The sequence below is a fragment of the Lentzea xerophila genome (assembly GCF_051094245.1).
Lineage (GTDB): Bacteria > Actinomycetota > Actinomycetes > Mycobacteriales > Pseudonocardiaceae > Lentzea > Lentzea xerophila.
This window is the reverse complement of sequence record NZ_CP194934.1, coordinates 6,905,202-6,927,159: the sequence shown is the minus strand read 5'-3', so window position 1 is coordinate 6,927,159 and position 21,958 is coordinate 6,905,202. Positions and strand designations below refer to the sequence as shown.

Sequence of the window (21,958 nt, the reverse complement as noted above, 5' to 3'; positions counted from 1 at the left end):
GAAAGCTAGAAGGTGGCGAAGTCGTCCAGTAGCGCCGAGGCCACCTCCACGTCCGGGCTGAGCTGGCGGTCGGACATGTCCGGGTTGAGCTTCGCCTCCGCGGCCTCGAACGCCGCGCGCAACGCGGGCGTCTCCGGGACGATCCCGCGCAACCGCAGAGCACGAACGGCGGCGACGACCTCGCATGCCAGCACCAGGCGGAACGCGCCCAGTGAGCGCAGGGCCTGGGAGGCGGACTGGAAGGCGAAGCTCGAGTTCTCCTCCTGGCCGCGCGACACCACGGCGTTGCCGATGCTCGCGGGTTCGGCGAGGGTGCGGACCTCGGCCAGCGCGGAGTTGGCGCTGTATTCGAGGATCATGACGCCGGAGCTGCCGCGCACGCCCTCCGCCAGGAACGGGCGCAGGCCGGTGAAGTTCGGCTCGACCAGGGTGGCGAGGCGCGCGGTCGACAGGTGGCCGGTGTGCAGCATCGACAGCCTCAGGCGGTCGAGCGCCTGGCCCAAATACGCGCTGTGGAAGGCGCCGTGGTGGTAGGCGGCGTCGTCTTCCGGGCCGAAGTGGTCGGCGACGATCAGCGGGTTCTCGGCGGCGGCGTTGAACTCGACGTCGAGGACGCGGGCGAGGTCGGTGGCGGCGTCGACGGCCGGGCCGTGGATCTGCGGGAAGCAGCGGTAGCCGAACGGGTCCTGGATGCGGGCGGGCGGCCGGGAGGGCTCGTCCAGCAGGCGGCGCATCTCGGCGGCGACCGCTACCTGACCTGGGTGCGGACGGCCCAGGTGGACGCGTTCGTCGTAGGCCTCGACGGCGCCGTCGACAGCCAGGAGCGACAGTGCGGCGACGACGTTCGTGGCTTTCAGGAGATGGTGCGCGTCCTGCCAGGCGAGGCCCGCCATGCCGATCGTCAGGGCGTTGCTGCTGATCAACGCCAGCGCGTCGCCCGAGTCGAGCTCGATCGGATCCGGGGTCTGCGTGGAGCCGAGCCAGTAGCGCTCGCCGAGGAGGGTCAGCCCGGTTTCGGCGAGTGCGGTCAGGTCGCCCGTGCCGATGGCGCCGTACTCGTGCACGCCGGGGTAGCAACTGCTGTTCAGAGCGGCGAGCAGGGCGTCGGCCACGGCTCCGCGCACGCCCGCGCCACCTGCGAGGAGCTGGTTGAGGCGCACGGCCATCATCGCGCGCACCTGTTCTTCGGGGAGCATGCCGCCGAGCCCGCCCGCGTGGCTGCGCAGCAGGCGCAGGCCATGCTCGGCCCAGCCTTCCGTGCTGACGATCTGGTCGCGGTTCGCGCCGACGCCGGTCGTGCGGCCGTAGACCTGCCGACGCACCACGAGGCGCTGGCTGGCCCGCCACGACGCGTCGAGGCGGGCGAGACCATCAGCGTGCAGAGCCACCGGGGCGTGATAGCGCGCGACGCGCACCACGTCGTCGGCGCTGAGGGACTGACCGTCCAGCACGACAGGGGAGTCTTCGACCATGGCGCCAATGTGAGCACATAGGGTTCAACGGTGCTCGTACTGCATGGCCTGTGCACGACCGATGGCGTCCTCGCGCTGTGGGCCGAGGACTCCCGGCTGCCCGCACGCAGCGAGAGCACGCGTCGGGACGCGCCGCACCCGTTCGCCGCGACGGCGGAATCGCTGGGTGCCGCGCTCGCGCAGGAACCGGTGAAAACGATCACGCGGGCGTTGTTGCTGCCGTCATTCTCGTCGGGTCCGATGGCGTCGCCGGAACTGGTGCGCGACCCGCTGACGGCGGGACGGGCACCGCGCGGCAAGGTGCAGCTGCGGCAGTGGGGCGTGCCCACGATCCGTCTCGCCGGCGCGCTGGAGCTCGGTGCCGAGACGCGGTTGAGCGACTCCGCGCGGTTCGTGCTCGACGTGGCGCGGTTCGCCGAAGACCTGGTCGACCGCGGCCGCGTGCTGCCCTCAGTCGCGCCGGACCAGGCCGTCGCCCGGTGGGTGCCGGTGCTGTCGGGCACGGACTCGGCGCGGTTCGCGGCGCTGCAGGCCTCGATGCCGCCCGCCTGCCGTTGCGAAGAGGTCGTCAGCGACCCGGCCGAGCTGGTGCGCGCGGCGCTCACGACCGCGGTCGACGAGCAGGTGCGGAGCCGCCTGACCGGCACTGATCTCGCGCCGAAACGACGTGGCCGCGCGACGACGGCGGAAGCGTGGCTCGCCGCGCTCACCGGCGAGCCCGCGTTCGACTCCGACCCGGTCGAGCTCTACGAGCTGCGCGAGCAGCTGGACCGGTGGCGCGACAGCGCGGGCAACGAGAGCCCGGTGCGCACCTGCTTCCGGCTGCGCTCGCCCGAGCAGCGCGACGACGACGAGTGGGCCGTCGAGTTCCTGCTGCAGGCGGTCGACGAGCCGAGCGTCCTGGTGCCCGCGCACCAGGTGTGGTTCGCCGACGACGGCGTGCTGCGCCGCTGGATCCCCGCACCGCAGGAGCACCTGCTGGCCGACCTCGGACGGGCGAGCAAGCTGCACCCCGACCTCGACGAGGCGTTGCGCGGCCCACACCCGGCCGAGATGGAGGTCGGCGCGGAGGGCGCGTACCGGTTCCTGACCGCCGCACCCCTGCTGGCCCAGGCTGGATTCGGCGTGCTGCTGCCGTCGTGGTGGCAGCAGACGACGAGGCTGGGCCTGAAACTCGCCACGAAGAGCCGCGGCACGGCCGGAACCGTCGCCAAGGAGAGCGAGATCGGCCTCAAGTCCATCGTGGACTACAAGTGGGAGCTCGCCCTCGGCGAGGACACGCTCACCGACGCCGAGCTCGCCGAGCTCGCGAGGGCGAAGGTGCCGCTGGTGAAGGTGCGCGGCCAGTGGGTGCAGGTCGACCAGAAGCGCCTCGCCGCGGGGCTCGCGTTCCTCAAACGCGGCGGCGGCCAGATGACGGCCGCCGAGGTCATGCTCCACAGCGGACTCACCGAGGAGGACGAGAGCCTCCCGCTCCCGCTGACCTCGGTGGAGGCCGACGGCTGGCTCGGCGACCTGCTGTCCGGCAAGGCCGACGAACAGCTCGAACCCGTTGAGCCGCCGGAGAACTTCGGCGCGCGGCTGCGGCCGTACCAGCAGCGCGGCCTGGCGTGGCTCGCGTTCCTCGACAAGATCGGCCTGGGCGCGTGCCTGGCCGACGACATGGGCCTCGGCAAGACCGTGCAACTGCTGGCCCTCGAAGCCCTGAACCGCGCCCACGGCAAGCGGCCCCCGACGTTGCTGGTCTGCCCGATGTCGGTCGTCGGCAACTGGCAGCGCGAGGCAGCCCGGTTCACCCCGGAACTCTCGGTGCACGTGCACCACGGCGCGGACCGCCTCGACGGCGACGCGTTACGCGAAGCCGTCGAGAGCCACGACCTCGTGCTCACCACCTACGCGCTGGCCGCCCGCGACACCGACGCGCTGAGCGACCTCACCTTCGACCGGGTGGTGCTCGACGAGGCGCAGAACATCAAGAACAGCGCGACCCGCCAGTCGCAGGCCGTGCGCCGGCTCAACGCACGCCACCGCGTCGCGCTGACCGGTACCCCGGTCGAGAACCGCCTGGCCGAACTCTGGTCGATCATGGACTTCGCCAACCCCGGCGTGCTCGGCACGATCAACACGTTCCGCGCCCGCTTCGCCGTCCCGGTGGAGCGCCACAACGACCAGGACGCCGCCGCTCGCCTGCGCAAGATCACGAACCCGTTCGTGCTGCGGCGCGTGAAGACCGACCCGCGCATCATCAGCGACCTGCCGGACAAGGTCGAGATGCGCCAGCTGTGCAACCTGACCACCGAGCAGGCCTCGCTCTACCAGGCCGTCGTGAACGACATGCTGGAGAAGATCGAGGAAGCCGAGGGCATCGGCCGCAAGGGCCTGGTGCTCGCGACCATGTCGAAGCTCAAGCAGGTCTGCAACCACCCGGCCCACTTCCTCGGCGACGGCTCCCGCGTGGCAGGCCGCTCCGGCAAGCTCGCACGCCTGGAGGAGGTGCTGGAGGAAGTGCTCGCCGAGGGCGACAAGGCGCTGTGCTTCACGCAGTTCACCGAGTTCGGCAGCATGCTCGTGCCCTACCTGGCCGCGCGCTTCGACACCGAGGTGATGTTCCTGCACGGCGGCACGAACAAGGCCGCGCGCGACCGGATGGTCGAGCGCTTCCAGGACAGCAAGGGTCCGTCGCTGTTCCTGTTGTCGCTCAAGGCAGGCGGCACCGGCCTCAACCTCACCGCCGCCAACCACGTGATCCACCTCGACCGCTGGTGGAACCCGGCCGTGGAGGACCAGGCGACCGACCGCGCGTTCCGGATCGGCCAGCGCCGCAACGTGCAGGTGCGCAAGTTCGTCTGCATCGGCACGCTGGAGGAGCGCATCGACGCCATGATCGAGGAGAAGCGCGCCCTGGCCCAGCTCGTGGTCGGCGCCGGCGAGAACTGGCTGACCGACCTGTCCACCGCGCAGCTGCGCGACCTGCTGACGCTGTCAGGGGAGGCCGTCGGTGAGTGAGCACTGGTCCGGCGAACGCCCGCGCTACGGCAAGACCATCAAGGTCGACAACGGCCTGAGGGCCAAGAGCAAGCGCGGTGACATCGGCGCCACCTGGTGGTCGCGCCGCTTCATCGAGGTGCTCGAGTCGTTCGGCATGGGCGGCCGTCTGACTCGTGGCCGCAACTACGCCCGTCAAGGCCAGGTGCTCTCGCTTTCGTTGTCCACCAGCATGGTCATCGCTCTCGTGCAGGGCTCGCGACCCACGCCCTACAAGACGCGCATCGCCATCAAGGCCTTCACGACGCAGGAATGGCAGCGCATCGAACACGCCCTGGCCGGCAAAGCCCTCTACGCCGCCAAACTGCTGGCCGGCGAGATGCCCGGCGACATCGAGACCCTGTTCGCCTCCCTCGGGTTGCAGCTCTTCCCCGCGACGCAGCGGGAGCTGACGATGGACTGCACCTGCCCGGACTGGGAGGTGCCCTGCAAACACCTCGCCGCCGCCTGCTACCTGCTGGCCGAGTCGTTCGACAACGACCCGTTCGAGATCCTCGCCTGGCGCGGCCGCAGCCGCGAGGACCTGCTCGAACGCCTCCGCACCTTGCGCGGCACCACCCGTGCGGTGGCGGCCCGCGAGGAGGCGCCACCGCTGACGAAGTGCCTCGACACGTTCTGGCAGAAGCAGACCACGACCAGCTTCGGCCTGGGGGACCCGACGGCAGACGTGCGGGCGGACGCCTTGCTCGACGAGCTCGACGCCGTGCCGATCACCGTGGGGCGGTCTTCCCTCGTCGACCTGTTGCGGCCGGCGTACCTGTCGCTGAAGCCCGCGGACTAGAACAGCTCGCCGCGTGCTTCAGGGGTGAGCCGGCACGGTGTTCCAGGACCGCTGAGCGTTCACTGGCAAGGGTGAGGACGGCCGCAGCCTCCACCTGGTCGTCGTCCGGGCGGTGGTCGGCCATGCCCCGTGGTGGCGCTCGGACCTCGGCGTGATGGGGTGAACTCAAGGTGATCGCCGAGGTCCTAGCGCCGTCCGGCCGTGTCAGAAGATCCAGCCGAGGCGCAGGAACACCGACTCGCCTGGGGCATCGTCCAGGCCGTCGTTGTCCACCACGCCGACCAGCCGCTTGACCGGCCCACTACCGATCACGGCAAGGCCCTCCGGCTTGTCGTGCGTGGCCGCACCGTCCGCCTTGAGCACCGGCAGGAGGTCCTTGGCAGGCTTCTTCGACACCAGCGGCTTCTCGGCGCCCGCGGGCACCGGTGTGACACCGCCGATGTCGACGCGGTAGACCTTCTTCGTCCTGGCCGCGTCACCGCGCTGGTTGTCGCGTTCCAGGACCAGCAGGGTGCGGTCGTTCAGCGCGGTGATCTCGGACAGGCCGATCCACGCACCGGCCCGAGCCGCGTCGAGCGGGTACGCGGCGAACGCCCACTCGCCGGTCGACGGGGTGAACCGCACCAGCGTGGCCTGCCCGGGCTTGTCGGCCTTCCACTCCCGCTGCACGGCGAGCCACACCTGCTCGGACTCACCGTCACCGATCACCGTCACACCTTCGAACCCGTTGCCGGTCGCGGTTCTCGCGACGGACTCGGGTAACGGGACCTCGCGGACGACCGCGCCGCTCGACGCCACTTCCACGAGCAGGTTCGGCTTCTGCTTGCCATCACCCTCCGCCGCGAGCCAGTAGCCGCCGCCCATGCGCGCGGCGATGCCTTCGCCGTCATAGCCGACGGGCTTGCCGTCCTTGGTGATGGTCAGCTCTGTGCGGATCTTCGCGGGCGCCGCCAGGGTGTCGACGGTCAGGATCCGTGTCGGGTCGTAGGCGGCGTCCGTCACGGCGACGACGTCGCGATGGTTGCCCGGAATGCCGGAAAGTCCCGACAGCGCACCGAATCCGATGCCGTTCGACACGATCGACGGCGTGCCCTGGTTGTGCGCCAACGACACCGCCAGCGGCGTGCGGGTGAGGCGGTAGCCGCTCAGCGACGAGCGGATGCCGTCCTCGGCCGAATCCTCTTCCGCGGCAACCACGAGCGTGCCCGTGGCGGGAATCGGCAGCAGGCCCTCCGGCCCGACGCCGGTCGGCAGCGCCTGCAGGAAGCGCGGCTCGCGCGGGTTGTTCACGTCGTACACGGCGACGAGGTTGGCACGTTCCATGCCGACGAACGCGTACCTGTCGCGCCCGAAGCTGGCGACCGCCAGTCCTTCCGGCTCGACGCCCTTGTTGTCCGACCGGCCGTCCGGGTACTGGCCCTGCTCGACGGCGATCTGCTGGAGCTCGTTGCCCGAGGAGAACACGACCTTGCCGGAGTCGGCGTCGAAGACCGTCCACGTGCGCGAGCCGCCGAGGTAGTCACCCTCGTCCGCGGTGCCGAGCGTGCGGTCGTCCAGCCACGCCACGGCATCCGGCTCGCGGGCGGCGGTGATGCTCTCGGTGGGCGAGAACTTGCCGTCGTCCTCGGTGTCGACGCCCCCGACCGTGGCCGTGCCCGCCGAGAAGTGCCGCACGATCCGGCCGGACCGCAGGTCCACGACCGCGACGTGGTTGTTCTCCTGCAGCGTGACGGCCACCTGGTCGCGGCCGTTGATGCTGACGTACTCCGGCTCCGGATCGCTCGGCGCGACCTGTGCGATCCCGGTCAGCTCGACCCGGCGCAGCTGCCACGCCGCCGGTGCCCGGCTGGCCAGGTCGACGATGGTCAGGTACCCGGCCGGTGCCTGGGGGAGCTCACCTTCGTTGACGTCCTCGTCGCGCTCGTTCTCGATCGCGATTGCCGCGTACCGGCCGTTCTTGGAGATGTCGATCGAATCCGGCTGGCCGCCCAGGTCGTGTTCCGCCACGACCGTGCGCGTGCGCAGGTCGACGACCACCAGTACGCCCGACGGCTCGGCGTGTGACTTCGAGGTGTTGACCGCGACCAGCGCGAGGTCGCCGACGATGTCGACGGACGTCGGCTCGCCGGGCATCGGCAGCACGCCGTCCGGCGTGAGCTTCCGGCCGGTCCTGGCGAACCCGATCCGGCGCGCGGGCGAGTCGGTGTAGACGACGAGCTTGCCGTCCGCGGTGGCGGCGGCGATCTCGGCGGCCGTGTGCTCACTCACCGAACTGTTGCGGAACACCGACATCGTGTCGAACCGCTGGAACCGCGACGGCGCCGCCGCCGAGGCGGGTGCGGCCGACAGGACCACCATCAAGGCCATCAGGCCTGTGCACAACCGGACCACGGATCCTCCTCGAGAGCTCGGCGGCGCGCAGTGTGGCTGATCAAGTCGTCCGGCGGATGAACGGATGCTGATGTTCTGGGGCGGCGGGCAGGCGGGGTGGCTGTTCGGATGGCGGGTGGCCGCGGGGCCCGTTGGGCGTGGTGGGGTCCGGCGTGGTGGTGGGCGGAGGGCGCGGTGGCGGGCGTGGTGGCGGGCGTGGTGGGGCCGCCCGTGTCGGGTTGGGGCATGGGGGACCTTCGGTTCCGAGTGGTTGGCGGGGAGAGGGCCGCGCGTGCGCGTGGCGCTTGGTGGCGAGCGGATCGGTGGTTGCGGGGACCTCGTTGGACGTGGTGGGTCCGGTGTGGTGGGGAACGCGGGCTTAGCGGGTGGCGAGTCGGGTCGCGCTGCGTGGGTGTGGGGCCTTGTCGGTGAGCGGAACGGTGGTGCCTGTGTCGTTGGTGGCTGCGGACCCCGTCAGACTGTGGGGCGGCGGGTGTGGGGCTTGTCGGCGAGCGGAACGGTGGTTGCCTGAGTCGTTGCTGGCTGCGGGACCCCGTCGGACGTGGTGGGTCCGGCAGGCGTGATGGGGCCACCCGAGGTCCTGTAGGGGACTTGGGCCCAGAGGGTGGCGAGTTGGGGCGCGCCGCGCGGGCCTGGCACTAGCCGGCGAGGAGAAGCCGCGGGCTGCTCGGGCCGGGGCGGCCGCGGGACCCGTTGGTGGCGGTGCGGTCCGGCGCGGTGATGGGCGCGGAGGGCACGGCGGGCTCGGGTCTGCGGCCTGGTGGACAGTGCTGGGGCCGCCTGTGGCCGGTTGGGTCGGCGGAGCAGTTTCTGCTGGGCTGGGCCGGGAGGGTCAGGTTTCGCCTTGATCGGCCGCTGACTTCCCGCCGAGCAGCACGGCGGCCACCGGGGAGAGTTCGCGGCCGGGGACGTCCGGATCGCAGCCCACCCTGGGCAGGCGGGCCCGGATGGCGGTGGCGGAGCGCTGCATGGCGTCGGCCAGCGACCGGATCAGCTCGGGCGCCGTGGAGTCCGCCGGGCTGAGCCAGGCGGTGCGCAGTTCGGTGTCGAGAGACTCGGTCCAGGGCTGGTTGGCGTTCGCGTGGCGGGTCGGGCGGCTGCGCAGACGCGTGTGGGCGCCCAGGACGCGGGAGAGGAGCTTGCCGATCGTGGCGCCGCCCTCGACCGGCAGGCGGAGGCGGCCGTCGGCGATCACCTCGCCGGAGTCGAGCGACCCCAGCAGGTCGAGCACCAGGGACTCCTCGGAGTCCGTCGTCGCGCTCAGCCGGTAGTTGACCTGGCCGAGCTTGATCTCGTTCTGGAAGGTGGATGTCATGGGGTCGACGTTAGGGAGGGGGTCTGACGGTTTTTCGGCCTTGGGGCCTTCGGATGCCTTTGTGGAGGAGGGGTTCACCCGAAGGGGTGGGCCGCAGGCCTAACCCGAGGTCACGGAACTCCGGCCGGTGCCGATGTCGGCGACGTCCGCGGCAGCACGTCCCGCACCCCAACCCGCAGCTGACCGCACCGTCACGCGTGAGGTGCGCGTGCGCGTGAACATCTCGTCGAACAACGTGTCGACGGCCTTCTTGCGGTCCGCGAGCACCGGCAGCAGTCGCTCGTCGGAGGCGACCGGGACCTCCGGCACCGCCGCCAGCCGCTCACCGATCCGGGACGCGTAGGCCACCAGGAACGACTTCCGGAACGGCCGTGAGCGCGCCTCACTGCCCTTCCCCGCCTGGCCGCCGATAGCGACCATCGCGCGTGTCGCCTGCACGAGCAGAGACGTCGACAGCAGCTCCACGCTCTCCAGATCCACCTCGTCGCCCACGAGCGCGACGAACCCGAACCCGTCGTAGGCGACCGCCCGCGACCGGAACGCCTCCGCCACCACGTGCACGAGCTGCGACTTCTCCTTGAAGTAGCTCTTGTCCAGCCACATCCGCCGCGACGTCGCCTGGGCCGGCAGGTCCGCGTCGAGCATCGCCCGTTCCAGGGCGTGCCGGTTCATCAGCTCCTGTGCCTTGGCCGACAGCGCCTCCGCCTCCTCGGGGAACGCCGTCGACTCGGCCTTCGCGAGCAGCCCGCGCACCCGGTTGAGCACCTTCGGGTCCACGCCCGCGCGCACGGCCGACATCAACGCGTCGCCCGGCAGCGGCAGGATCTGGGGCAACGAAGGCAACCTCCCGAGGAACTTCAACAGCTCGGAAGCCGTCCGCGTCGCGTACGACCGTGTCTCGATGTGACGCGTCGCCCACGCCTCCAGCAGTGGGCCCTCCCACCACACCGAGGCGCCGATCTCGTCGAGTTGACTCCGCCACCGCGGGTGCACCGTCGCCTCGACGTGAGGCGAGCAGGACAAAGCGATCACGTCCACCACGAGAGAGGTGGCCGACTCGTCGAGCGAACGCGACACGATCTCGCGGACGTCGTACGGCAGCCAGCCCCGCTGCCAGAGTGCGTCGACCGCTTTCACCAGTTCCACGCCAGGCAGTATGAGACGTCCGCCATGTGCAAAGGTCGGGGACCACCTGGTAGACACGGGATGTGATCGAACTCCAGTTCCGCGGCCGGACCGTCGTCCGCGACCACGCGCTGGTGATGGCGATCATCAACCGCACCCCCGACTCGTTCTACGACAAGGGCGCCACCTACGCCGAGGACGTGGCGATGGAGGCCGTGCACCGCGTCGTCGACGAGGGCGCGGACATCGTCGACATCGGCGGGGTGAAGGCGGGCCCCGGTGACCTCGTCGACTCCATGGAGGAAGTGCGCCGCGTCGTGCCGTTCATCGCCCGCGTGCGCGAGGCCTACCCGGACCTCGTCATCAGCAGCGACACGTGGCGCGCGGACGTCGGCCGCCTCGTCTGCGAGGCCGGTGCCGACCTGCTCAACGACACGTGGGCGGGCGCGGACCCCCAGCTGGCCGAGGTCGCCGCGGAGTACGGCGCCGGCTACGTCTGTTCGCACACGGGCGGCGCGGTGCCCCGCACGCGTCCGCATAGGGTGAGTTACCCGAACCTCGTGCGGGACGTCATCACGGAGACGACGACCCGCGCGGAGAAGGTGGTCGCGCTCGGTGTGCCGCGCAAGGGCGTGCTGATCGACCCCACACACGACTTCGGCAAGAACACATGGCACAGCCTCGCGCTGGTGCGGCACACGGACGCGCTGGTCGCGACCGGGTGGCCGGTGCTGATGGCTCTGTCCAACAAGGACTTCGTCGGGGAGACCCTCGGCGTGGAACTGCACGAGCGCGTCGAGGGCACCCTCGTCGCGACCGCGATCGCGGCGTTGGCGGGCGCCGCGGTCTTCCGCGCGCACGAGGTGGCGCGCACCAGACGAGTACTCGAGTCCGTCGCTCGACTGTGAGCTGGAGGTATCAGGTGGACGACGTCTTCGCCCGGTTTTCGGATGACCGGTGGGACGACTTCCTCGACGAACTCGACAAGATCCGCGTGAGCGTGGTGGATCCCGCGGAACGGCAGCAGATGAAGGCGACCGCGCGCCGCGACGCGCGTGAGGCGGCGGGCCAGCCGTTGCTCGTGCGGATGGCACTTGCGGACCATTACCTGAACCTGCTCGCCATCGGCGTGTGGGCAGGCGACGAGAGCTGGCGTGCGGAACTGCGCGACCTGGTGGTCTCTCTCGTGCCCGACGACGACGAGCAGCGCGATGACGCCCTGTTGAGCTCTGTCATCGCCGTGGTGCTCGCACAGTTGCTGCAGGACGCACGGCTGCGCGGCGGGTCCGAGGCCGACGTGATCGCACGGTCGGCCTGGGAGAAGGCGCAGGAGTGGGCGGCCTACGCGGAGGACCGTCATGTCGAACGGCTCCTGTACGCCTCCACGGAGGCCGGCGCGCGCGTCGTGACGGCGTCCGAGGTCCAGGAGGTCGTCGAACTGGCCACGGCCGCCGCGGACGACCAGCACGCCGAGACGATCGCCGTGCTGGAGGCGGAGGGCTTCACCGCCGAGTTCATGAACGGCGTGTGGGTCGTGGAGGGCGACTTCCGCAACGCGGTACGGGCCGCTGCGCGCGCGATCACCCTGACGGGCCACGGCTGCGTTCTCGCACGCAACGTGCGGCAGTCCGCCGTGATGTTGTGGCACGAGAACACGCTCGCCATGGCGGACTCGAAGGTGCCGCGCTGGCGCGTCTACCCGATCCTCGCGCCCGTTACCCCGCAATCCAAGTTTTCGGGCGGTGAAGGACTGCCGTTCACCCGTGAGACACACCCGCTGGCGCCCGCCCCGGAAGTCGTGCGCCGGTTGGCGGAGGCCGTTGGTGTCAACCTGTCCCATCTGCTGGCTGCATTGCGGTGAAAGGGTGATCTTTGACTTTCCGCAACCTGCACTCGTTATCTTGGTGTCATGCCCAGATTTGCCGAGTTCGATGTGGAAGGCCTGAGGAAATCCAGCGCCGTCGCGGACTTTCCCTGGTCAGAGACGTGGGTCACGTTGATCCGCGTTGATGCCAAGGGAGTTGTCCGGCAAGCCAAGTCGTTGACTGAGAAAGTGTCTTTGCTGAACGTAGCGTCGGACAAGGACCTGGTGATCGCGTCCTGTCCGGAGATTTACGCCGTCGACGACCTGTCGGCGGCCCGTGCCGCCGTCAGGGCTTCGGTCGCACGCGAAATGATGCCAAGCCTCGGATGAATGACTCCCGCCACTCGGGCTCAGCGACGAGCGCGAGTTCCGGGAAACGTCCCAGGAGCGTTCCGAACGCGATCTCCGTCTCGATCCGCGCCAGCCGCGCTCCCACGCAGTAGTGGATCCCGTACCCGAACCCGACGTGTGGGTCTCGACCCAGCTGCAACACGCCCGGATCGGAAAACCGGGACGGATCCCGGTTCGCCGCTCCCAGTGAGATGGTGACCTGGGAAGATCGCGGAATCGCGACACCTCCGATGACCACGTCCGCGGTGGCGACTCGGGTCAGCCCTGCGGCGAACGGACCGTCGTAGCGTAGGAGCTCCTCGACGGCTTCCGGCAGCAGGAGCGGATCGTTGATCAGCTTCTCCTTCATGGTGGGGTCTCGCAGCAGTGCGAGCAGCCCGTTGCCGATGAGCTGCACGGTCGTTTCGTGCCCTGCTGTGATGAGCAGCACAACGGTCTGCACGAGGTTCGGTTCGTCACGGAGCTCGGTGATGACGTCGTCGCCGGGCTCTTTGATCTCCACCAGACGCTGCACGTACGCCGCGAACCTGCCGAACGCCTCAGCCATGGTCTCCGGCGCGAGCAGCTCCGCGGTGAGTGTGCGGACCTCGTTCCTGTCCTCTTCGGGCACACCCAGCAGCTCACAGATGACCGTGATCGGCAGCGGGTAGGCGAACGACTCGATCACGTCCACCTCGTCCGCGCCCTCCCACGCGTCGAGCAGCTCGTTGGTGATCTGCTCGATGCGCGGTCGTAGAGCTTCCATGCGGCGTGTGGAGAACGCGCGCGCGATGGGCTTGCGCAGCCGTGTGTGCTCCGGCGGGTCCGTGTGGTTCAGCATGCCGCCGGGGATGATGGCGCTGCTGAGGCCAGGATGGCTGAGCGCCTGCACGACGTCGTCGTAGCGGCTGATCATCCATGACGTCTGACCGTCCGGCGTCTCGATGAGGGCGGGACGCCGTGCGAGCCACTCGTCGAAGTACGGGGTCGGATCGGTGAAGAAGCTCATGGCCTCATCGTGGTGTTCGCGCTGTTCAGAGGCATGAGTAGGCGATCACCCATGTTCCGGGGCCGGATCACCTAGCCTGACGGGGTGGGGTGGCCGTTCGTGGGGAGGGACGCCGAACTCGCCGCTGTCCGCCGCGCGGTGCGCGGTACCGGACTGATCGTGGCGGGCCCTGCCGGCGTGGGCAAGACACGGCTGTTGGACGAAGTCGCCTGTGACGTCCGTTTGCGCGCGACGGCGGCGATGTCGGAAATCCCACTCGGCGTGGTGGTGCCCTTCTTGCCGTCGGTAGACCCCTCGCCGTTGGCCATGTTGACCGCCGCACGAGCCGCGTTGCGCGGTCGGGTCGTGGTGGTCGATGACGTTCATCTGCTCGATGACGCTTCAGCAGGTCTGTTGCACCAGCTCGTTCAGCACCGCGAAGCCGTGGTGGTGGCGACGTTGCGTTCGGGCGAACGGGCGCCGGACCCCGTCGTGGCGTTGTGGAAGGACGAGCTGCTGCCGCGCATCGAGCTGGCTCCACTCGGACGTGCCGCGGTGGTCGAGGTGCTGGAGACCGTGCTCGGCGGTGCGCTGGACAGCGCTACGGCCGAACGGCTGTGGACGGCGTCTGCCGGAAACATGTTGCTGCTGCGGGAGATGCACTTCGCCGCACAGTGGGTGTCGCACGGCGGTGTCTGGTCGTTGGACGGCCCTCTGCCTCTGTCGCCGCGGCTGGTCGAGCTGATCGAGGCGCACCTCGCGTCAGTGGCCGGTGAGGAACGCCGGGTGCTGGAACTGCTCGCGTTCGGCGAGCCGCTGGACCTGGCCGCTTCGGAGGCGTTGGACGGGCTTGTCACTGTGACCCCCGAAGGGCTGCGGCTCGCGCATCCGTTGTACGGCGAGGTGTTGCGCGCACAGTGCCCTCCGCTGCGTAAGCGCAACCACCAGCGGCACTTGGCTTCTGTGCTCGACGATCCGCCACGTGTCGCCGTGCTGCGGCTCGACAGCGGTACGGCCGATGACCCTGCTGAGCTGCTGAAGGCCGCACACCTGGCGAGCGCGACAGGCGGTGTCGTACTGGCAGAGCGACTCGCACGTGCTGCATGGTCCGTCGGTGGTGGTGTGGAAGCCGCACGACTGTTGGCCTACGTGCTGGTGTTCACGGACCGAGCGGAGGAGGCCGAGGAGATCTTCGCGATGGTCGCGGCCGACGACGACCCGATCGAGGTCCGCACCATGCGCGCGATGAACCTCGGCTGGGGGCTCGGGCGCAGCGAGGAGGCCGCGGCGATGATCGTGATGCCGGCGGGACGAGCCGTGATGTTGTTCCACGCGGGCAAGTACGACGAGGCGCGGGCGCTGCTGTCGGACTCCGAACCCGGTGAGGCGGCGGTCCTCGCGATGATCGACGTGGTGCAGGGCCGGTACACCGGGCCGTTCCCGGTCATCCCGCCGAACCCCGACGTCGGGCTGGGTGCCGAGATGAACGCGTTCTCCGAGGTGTTCGTGTACTCCCTGCACGGTGATCTGGCCCGTGCGGAACGTCTTGCCGTGCGAGCGCATCGGGAGAAGGCCGAGTGGGATTCCATGCGGTCGAGCTGGGCGGTGTCGTGCGCCGGGCTGGCACGGGCCGGTGGACGGCTGCTCGAAGCCCGGCGGCTGCTGCGGGAGGCACGGCCCGCACAGCGGTTCGTGCAACTGTGCGAGCTCGCCCACGTGGAGGCGTTGCTGGGCAACGACGCGCGTGAGCTGCTCGCCGACGCGGAAAAGCGCGTGCCCCAAGGGATGCGGCCGTACCGGCATGGCTTGTGGGCAGCGCGGATCCGGGTGGGCGGCGCGTCCCCGTTCGAGGCGGCGGAGGAGTTCCGTGCGCACGGTGAGTTCGCCGCTGAGACGCTGCTGCTGCACGATGCGGTACGGCTAGGCCACGCGGCCGATGCGCTTGAACGGCTGCGCGAACTCGCCTCGACGACCACAGGACTGCTGGTGCCGGTGTACGCCGCACACGCGGAAGCGTTGGTGCGCAACGACTCGGCCGCGCTTGTGGAGGTGGCCGCGCGGTTCGAGGAGGCCGGATTCATGCTGCACGCCGCCGAAGCCGCCGCCGAGTCGGGCAACCGTGCGTTGTTCGGGCGGCTGATCGGCCTGTGCGAAGGGGCGCGGACGCCGGCGTTGGCGCGGATGACCTTGGCGCCGCTCACCCAGCGGGAGCGGGAGGTCGCCGTGCTGGCCGCGCGGGGGCTGACCAACAAGGAGATCGCCGAGTCACTGGTGATCTCCGTGCGGACGGTCGACAACCACCTCTCGAACGCCTACTCGAAGCTCGGTATCGCGAGCCGCGGCGAACTCGCGTTGGTCCTTACTGATGATCTCGGCGGCATCAGTCATCGGCCGTGAGGCTGTGCCCGTCCCACGTGAAGCGCACGGTCGTCACCGCGTCGTCCCCGTCGGTGCCCGTGGTGAGCTGGTGGATGGCGATGCCGGTCAGCTCCCGGTAGTCGCACCACTCGTGGTCCGACGTGAGCACCAGGTCCAGGTCGAAGTTGACCAGCAGCTCCAGCAGCTGGCCGCGGTTGGTGGCGTCGACGCCCACGAAGACCTCGTCCAGCAGGATCAACCGGGGTGAGTGCGGGCTGGCGTGGTAGTGCGCGGCGGCCGCGGCGAACAGCGGAAGGTGCAGCACGATGGCCTTCTCGCCGCCGGACAGGGCGCCGTGGACGCGTTTGGTGACCGGCATCCAGCCTTCGCCTCGGTCCACCTTCACGACGAACTGGTGCCACGTCGTGTAGTCCAGCACCTGGGCGAGTTGTTGTTCCCAGCCCGTTGCGGTGTCGTGAGCGCGTGCTTCTTCTACGCGCTCGCGGAAGAACTGGTGCAGCAACGCGCGTTCATCGGCATCCAGGTCGGTGCGGAGCAGGAGATCGCGGGCTTCGCGGGTTCCCGGCGGTAGCTGGGGGTCCACCTGCCAGTCGAGTTGGACGCGGATGCCGGACGCGGTTTGGACGCGCTCCAACCGTTGGTTCATGGTGGCGACGAGTTCGGAAGCGCCCTGGATGCGCTGGGCGATGTGCCTGCGGGTGTCGCCGGTGAGGGTTTGGTCGAAGAGGTCGCGTTCGGCATCCGTGATGTGCGTGCGCATGCGGTCGCGTTCGGTCAGCAACGCCTGAAGCAGGGCGTGTGCGCCCATGCGCGCGCCGTCCAGCGTTGCGCTCAGGACGGTGACGTCGTCGTCGGGGTCGAGTGACAGGCCGATGCGGCCTGCCAGCCGTTGCTGGGCCTCGTGCACGGCCAGGCTGAGACGCGACTCGGCGTCGCGGATCAGCCGCACGTCCACCGGGCCCTCGGGCACCTCGCCGGCGTCGGCGGGCAGGTGGCCGCTGATCAGGTGGCGGTGGCGCGCCTCGGCCGCGTCACGGACGACGGTGGCTTCCGCGGCGCGTGCGGTGTCTGTCTTGCGCTTCTCCTCCAACGTGCCGAGTGTGCGCGCCAGCCCTGTTTGCTTGTCCTGCAACAGTTCGCGTTCCTCGGCCAACGCGAGTGCTTTGGCGCGCAACGAGATGAGCTGCTGGTCGAGCGCCTGGAACTCGGAGCCGGCGGACCGTTCGACGGTCTCCAGGGTGATGGCGAGGTCGGCGGCCTCCTGCTGACGGGCCGCGGAGGTCTCCTCGGCTTCGTCGGCCAGGGCGCTGCTCACCGAGGCGCGGCTGCCCGCGTCGACCGAACGCGCCTCCGCGGCGAAAGCGTCGTGGCGGTCGTCGAGCCACCGGTGTCCGGCCGTGCCGAACGCCGACAGGGCGGCCAGGTCGGGCACCTCGGTGCCGACGGCACGGACGGCAGCCTCCGCCTCGGACACCTGCCGGGCGGCGGACGCGACAGCGTCTTTCCGTGCCGCACAACGCAACTGCGCCTTGGTGCGCTGGTCCTCGGCGATCTCGATCGGGTCGGTCGACGGTTGCCGTGCCAGTTCGCCGGCCAGGGTCGCACGGCGCACGGCGATCTGGTTCAGCGCCGCGTCCACACCGGACAGATCGGTGGCCAGCTGCTCGATCAGGCCGGTGAGCTCGGCGATCCGGTTCGCACGGGCGCGTTGGCGCGACGCCGCGCCGATATAGGCGGGGGCGGGCTTGGTCCAGCGGCCGTGGGCGGCGGCCAGGCGCCACGTCCCGTCCGCGCCGATCGCGGCGGTGTGGCCGTTCGCCGTCTCGCCGAACGCGATGCCCTCCAGGAACCGGTAGCAGCGCTCGTCGTCGGTGACGAGCACCTCCAGCAGCGTGCGGCCGGGAGCGGGCGAGGCGAGCAGTGGTTCGGCGAAGCGGTCCCGGTCGGAGAGGCCGAACGAGTTGTCCGGCGTGAGCCACGCGTCCAGCAGGCCCGACGCCTCCAGCGCCGCCTCGACCGCGCCACATACGGACGGTGGCGTGCCGGGGCGGAACTCGACCAGGCGCCACAGAGGGGCGCCAACGGCAGAAGCGCGGTAGTCGTCGTCACGCGTGTACGGCGCGGGCGGCGGCACGTCGACCTGGTTGGCGAGCTTCTCGCGGATGGCGTTGTACTGCGAGAGCTGGCCGTTCAACGCCCTGCGCGTCTCGTGCAGCTGCGCCTCGATCCGGCTGAACTCCTCGCGGGCGAGGGCGGCGGCCTCGATCACCTCGCCGTGCTCGCCAACGCGCAGCTCGGAGCAGCCGCGCGCCCACGTGTCGAAGTCCGCACCGAACTTCGCAAACGCTTGCTCGAACGCCTGCTGCGCCGCGATCTCCGTTTCCGTGGCGAGATCGAGCTCCTCACGGGTCTCTTCCAGCCGTTGGCGTGCGGCGTCCCGTGCGTCGACCGCCCTCTCGTGTGTCGCAACGGCACGCATGATGGAGCTGACCTCGGCGGAGCGTGAGTCGATGGCGGCGGTGAGCAGCTGACGGCCCGCACGCGCGTCGGTGCTCGCGTCGAGCTCCTCGAACACCGACGGCATACCGGCTCGCTCAGCGGCCTCGCGCGCCGCCACCGCCGACCGTCGCACGTCGTCGGCGCGAGCGGCCGCTTCGGACTTCGCCTGCTCGGCCTGTTCGTCGTCGGAAACGGCACGCGCGCGGAGTTTCGCGGCGTGCGCGGCCGCCTCCGCAGCACGCAGGGTCGCGGCGGAAAGCTGCTGCCGCAACAGGTCGAGCTGCTTGCCCTCCTGGTACGCGGGCAGGTCGGAGATGCCGGCGATCTCCGCGTCGACCGCGCTCGCCTCCCGCCCCAGCGCCGCGAGCTGCTCGAACGCCTCGTCGGTCAGCGAGATCTGCCGCTGATAGCGCCGCTCGCTCATCCGCGCGGCCCGCGTGAGGTCCTCCAGCTGCTCCGACGACGTCTCCAACGCCCAGGAGGACGCTCCGAGAACGCGCTGCGCATAGGCGCGTTGGACGTCCGCGAGCCGTTCGGCGGTGGTGATCTCCTCGTCCAGCCGCCGGAGTTCCTCGCGCTGGCGGTCGAGCCGTTCGAACCCCTCGGCGATCTCGGTGAGATCGGACTGGTCCAGCGGCGGAAGTGCCTTGGACAGCAACGACGACAGCACGCCCGGGTCGAGCCGCTCGGACAGCTTCGGCGTGCGCAGCTGCAACAACGCGGTGATCAACGAGTCGTACCGCTGCTCGCTCACACCGGGGAACAACGTCGTGCGCACGGTGTGGCGGTAGTCAGCCGGTGAGGCATGCACTACGCCGTGCTCGCCAATCGCCTCGACGAGATCGGTCTTGGCCAACGGTCGCCCGGCCTCGTTCACGAGTGCCAGGTCGCCGACGCGCAGTGACGTCGTGAAGTACGTGGCGCTGACATTGGACGTGTTCGTGGTGGCCTGGAGCCGCGCACCGCACGTGAACCACTGCTCGCCGTGCTGGAACTCCAGCCAGACGTAACCAACGCGCGTGCTGCTGCCCTGGTTGCCCTCGCCCATCAGGTTCCAGTGCATCGTCCGGTCCGCACTGCCGAACGTCGACAGCCGGTGCGGGCGCAGGTTCGCGTCGAAGAGGTACGGCAGCAGCAGCTCGAGCGCCTTCGACTTGCCCGTGCCGTTGGGACCTCTGAGCAGCAGTCTGCCCTGGTAGAACGAGAAGATCTCGTCGTAGTAGCGCCAGACGTTGATGATCCCGGCGCGGCTGGGTTGCCACCGCTCAGTCATGCAGCTCCTCGACCGCGTACCGGGCTGCCGCGGGCAGCCTGCGAACGGTGCCGTTCTCCGTGCGCGCGAGCCCGAACGCCTCCAGCAGTTCGAGCCCGTCCGCCGCGAGCCTGCCCGCACCGCCGTCCGACTGGTAGGCCGTGGCCCAGTTCCGGAACTTGGTGAGCAGCTCGCGTACCTCCTCCACCAGGTCCTCGGTGGTCGCCGGGCCCAGTGCCAACCGGTCGAGTAGCAGCAACGCGGTGACCTTCGCGTTGCTGTCGTCGTCCGGAAACCTCATGTCCGTGGCGATCGCGTCGGCGTCGACCACGAGATAGCCCTCGGCGCGTTCCTCCAGCGTGCAGCCAGCGAGCCCGATGCCCGTCTGGACGACCTTGCGCCCGGCGGGAGACGTCAGGAACGAGAGCTGGCTCGCGGTCAGATCCTCCCGGTAGACCACCGGATCGTCGATGAGCCTGCGCATGACCGAGTGCCGTTGCCACAGGCTGCGGTGCGCGTTGTCGTAGCGGTTCTCGCGGGTGAGGTCCTCGATTGTGTCCACAGTGGAGGGCGGCACCGGTGCGGCCAGCAGACGCGTGATCAGCGTCGGGTCCGCGCGAACCTGCTCGGTCACCTCGACGGCGCCATGGTCTTCGAGGAAGCTCAGGACGTCGTTGAACGCGTTCCGGTCACTGCGCCGGCTCGGGTCGAACGGCGGGATTCCGTCCTCCGCCGCGGCCTGCTTCGTGCGAGCCGTCAGCGCGTCCAGCGTCGTCGTCGGCGTGGCCAGCAATTCCGCGCACACGAGACACAGCAAGACGTACCGCCGCCGATCCAACGCAGGTCGCGTGCGGTCAGGCCGTTGCGTCGTCTTGAACAAACGCGCGTATCCCGCGCGTGGCTCGACGTGCACACGCCAGCCGCAGTAGTAGTCGAACCACTTCACGATCGGTTCGCGGCGCCTTCTGATGAGGTCGAAGCTGTCGTGGTCCTGCACGGCGGTGAGCAACGGGCGTGCGAGCAGCAGCCGGACGCCACGCGCGACCTCCTCACTCTCCAGCCGTGCGAGCTGGTTCCCCGTGCGGCTCATCGGCTCTGCACGTCGATCACGTAGTCGGGCCCGCTCAAAGTGCCCTTCTGGGTGGTCATGGTCGCCCAGCCGCGCGCGTTGCGCAGGTTGATCTGCATCCGCCCGTCGCTGGTGCCGGCCGTGCGCGTGCCCGTGCTGTCCGGATCGCTGCCCAGCGCCCGCCCGACCAGGTCGATCAGCCGGTGAAACGTGTCGTGGTCGAGGGTGGTGAGGGTCGAGATCCTGACCGGCCCGTCCGTCTGGATCTGCCGCCACGCGTACTCGAGCTCTTCGCGTTCCTGCTGCGCCTGGATGCGGCGGTTGCGACGCACCTCGTCGACGTTGCGAACCTTGCCGGCGCTGCCGATGTGCTCCTGCTTGCCGGTCTTGCGCAGCTGCGGCGACACCGGCACCGGCGGCGTGTTGTGCCACGGCTCGCCGCTCGGGATCAACTCCCCGTCGGCGTGCGCGAGGTGGGCGTGCCGCGCCGGCCAGAGCCCGAACGCGGCGTTGAACAGCTCGTGCGCCTCGTCCTCGGTCTCCGTGCTCGCGAACCACCTGGCCAGCGCCCTGAAGTCGGCCGCGGTGTTCGTCGGCTTCTTGCGCTGCTCGCTGATGCGGTCGAGCACCCGCAACAGCTGCACGATCGCCTTGCGCGACACGTCCTGCAGCTCGTCCACGTTGTCGAACCAGGCCTTGAGGCTGTTCCAGTTCGCTGTTCTCTGCCGCAGCCACAGCTCGTGGCTCTGGTAGAGGTCGGCGCCGTTGCGGGCGCGTTCGTGCAGCTCAGCGGGGTCGATCTTGCCGATGGTCTTGCGAATGCCCTGCTTGCGCGCGTCGAGGTCCGCGATGAAGTCGCGCAGGTAGGTGATCGTCGTGCGCTTGACGTCCTGGAAGGTGGCGAGGTCGGTCTCCTCGTCCCGCAGGAGCCTCTGCAGGTCGGCGTTGAACCGGGTGGTGCCCGTCTTGAGGGCTTCCAGGTGGCCTTCGAGCTCCATCAGCGTGGTGAACGCGTGCCGGTCGTTTCGAGGGTTGGTCAGCTCGTCGAGCCGGTCCGCTATGGCGTCGAGCACGGCCGTCTGCAACGAGCCGCTGCTCGTGAGGGAGTGGACCGCGTGCTGGATGCCGACGTACGCGGCCTCGCCGAGCTTGGTGAGCCCGTACCGGTGCTGCGTCGCGTCGAGCAGGCCCCACTGACGCAGAGCGGTGAGCGACGCCTGCAGCTCGTCGTCGGTCACCTGCTCGGACCAGCCGACGCCGCGGAGCCGTTGCTGCACGTCGTCGGCACTCAGGACCGTCTCCAGGTGCTCGTTCGCCACCCCGAACGCGCGGATCACTGCGGTGTGCAGCTCCGCGTGGTCGGTCGTGGTGAAGCGGAACAGGTCCGCGGGCACCGGTGGGAACGTCGTCACCTGTGTCACCGTAGCTGGTCGTAGTGGGGCTTTCGG

The 21,958-nt window shown here is 69.9% G+C and carries 14 protein-coding genes; 6 read left to right on the top strand and 8 right to left on the bottom strand.

Translation table 11 applies throughout. The features are described 5' to 3' along the window. Positions 1-5: 5 nt before the first annotated feature. Positions 6-1,472, bottom strand: a complete 1,467-nt coding sequence (locus tag ACRSBM_RS32870) for an aromatic amino acid ammonia-lyase (RefSeq protein WP_434449478.1) — start codon at positions 1,470-1,472, stop codon at positions 6-8. 30 nt (positions 1,473-1,502) lie between these two features. On the opposite strand from ACRSBM_RS32870, the gene ACRSBM_RS32865 reads away from it, so the two are divergent. Next, positions 1,503-4,478: a DEAD/DEAH box helicase gene (locus ACRSBM_RS32865; RefSeq protein ID WP_434449475.1), complete on the top strand. Its 2,976-nt coding sequence runs from the start codon at positions 1,503-1,505 to the stop codon at positions 4,476-4,478. Then, entirely contained in the window at positions 4,471-5,298 is an 828-nt protein-coding gene (locus tag ACRSBM_RS32860; protein WP_434449472.1) for an SWIM zinc finger family protein, read from the top strand. The genes ACRSBM_RS32865 and ACRSBM_RS32860 overlap by 8 nt, the downstream gene beginning before the upstream one ends. Positions 5,299-5,502: 204 nt before the next feature. On the opposite strand, the gene ACRSBM_RS32855 is transcribed toward ACRSBM_RS32860, so the two are convergent. The 3 genes from ACRSBM_RS32855 to ACRSBM_RS32845 all read right to left on the bottom strand — a co-directional run bounded on the left by ACRSBM_RS32855 (position 5,503) and on the right by ACRSBM_RS32845 (position 10,150). After that, positions 5,503-7,689 carry an esterase-like activity of phytase family protein gene (locus ACRSBM_RS32855; RefSeq protein ID WP_434449469.1) on the bottom strand — a complete coding sequence of 729 codons (2,187 nt, stop codon included), beginning with the start codon at positions 7,687-7,689 and terminating at the stop codon, positions 5,503-5,505. An 832-nt stretch (positions 7,690-8,521) separates the two neighbouring features. After that, on the bottom strand, positions 8,522-9,004 hold the full coding sequence (locus tag ACRSBM_RS32850; protein WP_434449466.1) for a hypothetical protein: 483 nt from the start codon (positions 9,002-9,004) through the stop codon (positions 8,522-8,524). A 99-nt stretch (positions 9,005-9,103) separates the two neighbouring features. Further along, entirely contained in the window at positions 9,104-10,150 is a 1,047-nt protein-coding gene (locus tag ACRSBM_RS32845; RefSeq protein ID WP_434449463.1) for a DUF2786 domain-containing protein, read from the bottom strand. A 62-nt stretch (positions 10,151-10,212) separates the two neighbouring features. On the opposite strand from ACRSBM_RS32845, the gene folP reads away from it, so the two are divergent. The 3 genes from folP to ACRSBM_RS32830 are packed head-to-tail and all read left to right on the top strand — an operon-like array spanning position 10,213 to position 12,323. After that, complete coding sequence (folP, locus tag ACRSBM_RS32840) at positions 10,213-11,037, top strand: dihydropteroate synthase (protein WP_434449460.1); 825 nt, start codon at positions 10,213-10,215, stop codon at positions 11,035-11,037. Between the two features lie 14 nt (positions 11,038-11,051). Continuing rightward, on the top strand, positions 11,052-11,990 hold the full coding sequence (locus ACRSBM_RS32835) for a hypothetical protein (protein WP_434449457.1): 939 nt from the start codon (positions 11,052-11,054) through the stop codon (positions 11,988-11,990). 48 nt (positions 11,991-12,038) lie between these two features. Further along, entirely contained in the window at positions 12,039-12,323 is a 285-nt protein-coding gene (locus tag ACRSBM_RS32830; protein WP_434449455.1) for a hypothetical protein, read from the top strand. On the opposite strand, the gene ACRSBM_RS32825 is transcribed toward ACRSBM_RS32830, so the two are convergent. Beyond that, the gene (locus ACRSBM_RS32825) at positions 12,280-13,332 is read right to left on the bottom strand and encodes a cytochrome P450 family protein (RefSeq protein ID WP_434449452.1); all 1,053 of its coding nucleotides are present in this window, start codon (positions 13,330-13,332) and stop codon (positions 12,280-12,282) included. The two genes, ACRSBM_RS32830 and ACRSBM_RS32825, sit on opposite strands and share 44 nt — an antisense overlap. Before the next feature lie 99 nt (positions 13,333-13,431). On the opposite strand from ACRSBM_RS32825, the gene ACRSBM_RS32820 reads away from it, so the two are divergent. After that, positions 13,432-15,708: a LuxR C-terminal-related transcriptional regulator gene (locus ACRSBM_RS32820; RefSeq protein ID WP_434449449.1), complete on the top strand. Its 2,277-nt coding sequence runs from the start codon at positions 13,432-13,434 to the stop codon at positions 15,706-15,708. Here ACRSBM_RS32820 and ACRSBM_RS32815 read toward each other — a convergent pair. From ACRSBM_RS32815 to ACRSBM_RS32805, 3 genes are read right to left on the bottom strand one after another with little or no spacing between them, the layout of a single operon-like run. Next, positions 15,692-19,462 carry a TIGR02680 family protein gene (locus ACRSBM_RS32815; protein ID WP_434449446.1) on the bottom strand — a complete coding sequence of 1,257 codons (3,771 nt, stop codon included), beginning with the start codon at positions 19,460-19,462 and terminating at the stop codon, positions 15,692-15,694. The two genes, ACRSBM_RS32820 and ACRSBM_RS32815, sit on opposite strands and share 17 nt — an antisense overlap. Continuing rightward, positions 19,455-20,531, bottom strand: coding sequence for a TIGR02678 family protein (locus ACRSBM_RS32810; RefSeq protein WP_434449443.1), 1,077 nt, complete (start codon positions 20,529-20,531; stop codon positions 19,455-19,457). The genes ACRSBM_RS32815 and ACRSBM_RS32810 overlap by 8 nt, the downstream gene beginning before the upstream one ends. Beyond that, positions 20,528-21,922: a TIGR02677 family protein gene (locus tag ACRSBM_RS32805; RefSeq protein WP_434449441.1), complete on the bottom strand. Its 1,395-nt coding sequence runs from the start codon at positions 21,920-21,922 to the stop codon at positions 20,528-20,530. Before ACRSBM_RS32805 ends, ACRSBM_RS32810 begins: the two co-directional genes overlap by 4 nt. Positions 21,923-21,958 lie beyond the last annotated feature (36 nt).

Coding starts and splice junctions, on each gene's coding strand:
- ACRSBM_RS32870 (WP_434449478.1), bottom strand. CDS start 1,472: ATGGTCGAAGACTCCCCTGTCGTGCTGGACGGTCAGTCCCTCAGCGCC.
- ACRSBM_RS32850 (WP_434449466.1), bottom strand. CDS start 9,004: ATGACATCCACCTTCCAGAACGAGATCAAGCTCGGCCAGGTCAACTAC.
- ACRSBM_RS32830 (WP_434449455.1), top strand. CDS start 12,039: ATGCCCAGATTTGCCGAGTTCGATGTGGAAGGCCTGAGGAAATCCAGC.
- ACRSBM_RS32825 (WP_434449452.1), bottom strand. CDS start 13,332: ATGAGCTTCTTCACCGATCCGACCCCGTACTTCGACGAGTGGCTCGCA.
- ACRSBM_RS32815 (WP_434449446.1), bottom strand. CDS start 19,462: ATGACTGAGCGGTGGCAACCCAGCCGCGCCGGGATCATCAACGTCTGG.
- ACRSBM_RS32810 (WP_434449443.1), bottom strand. CDS start 20,531: ATGAGCCGCACGGGGAACCAGCTCGCACGGCTGGAGAGTGAGGAGGTC.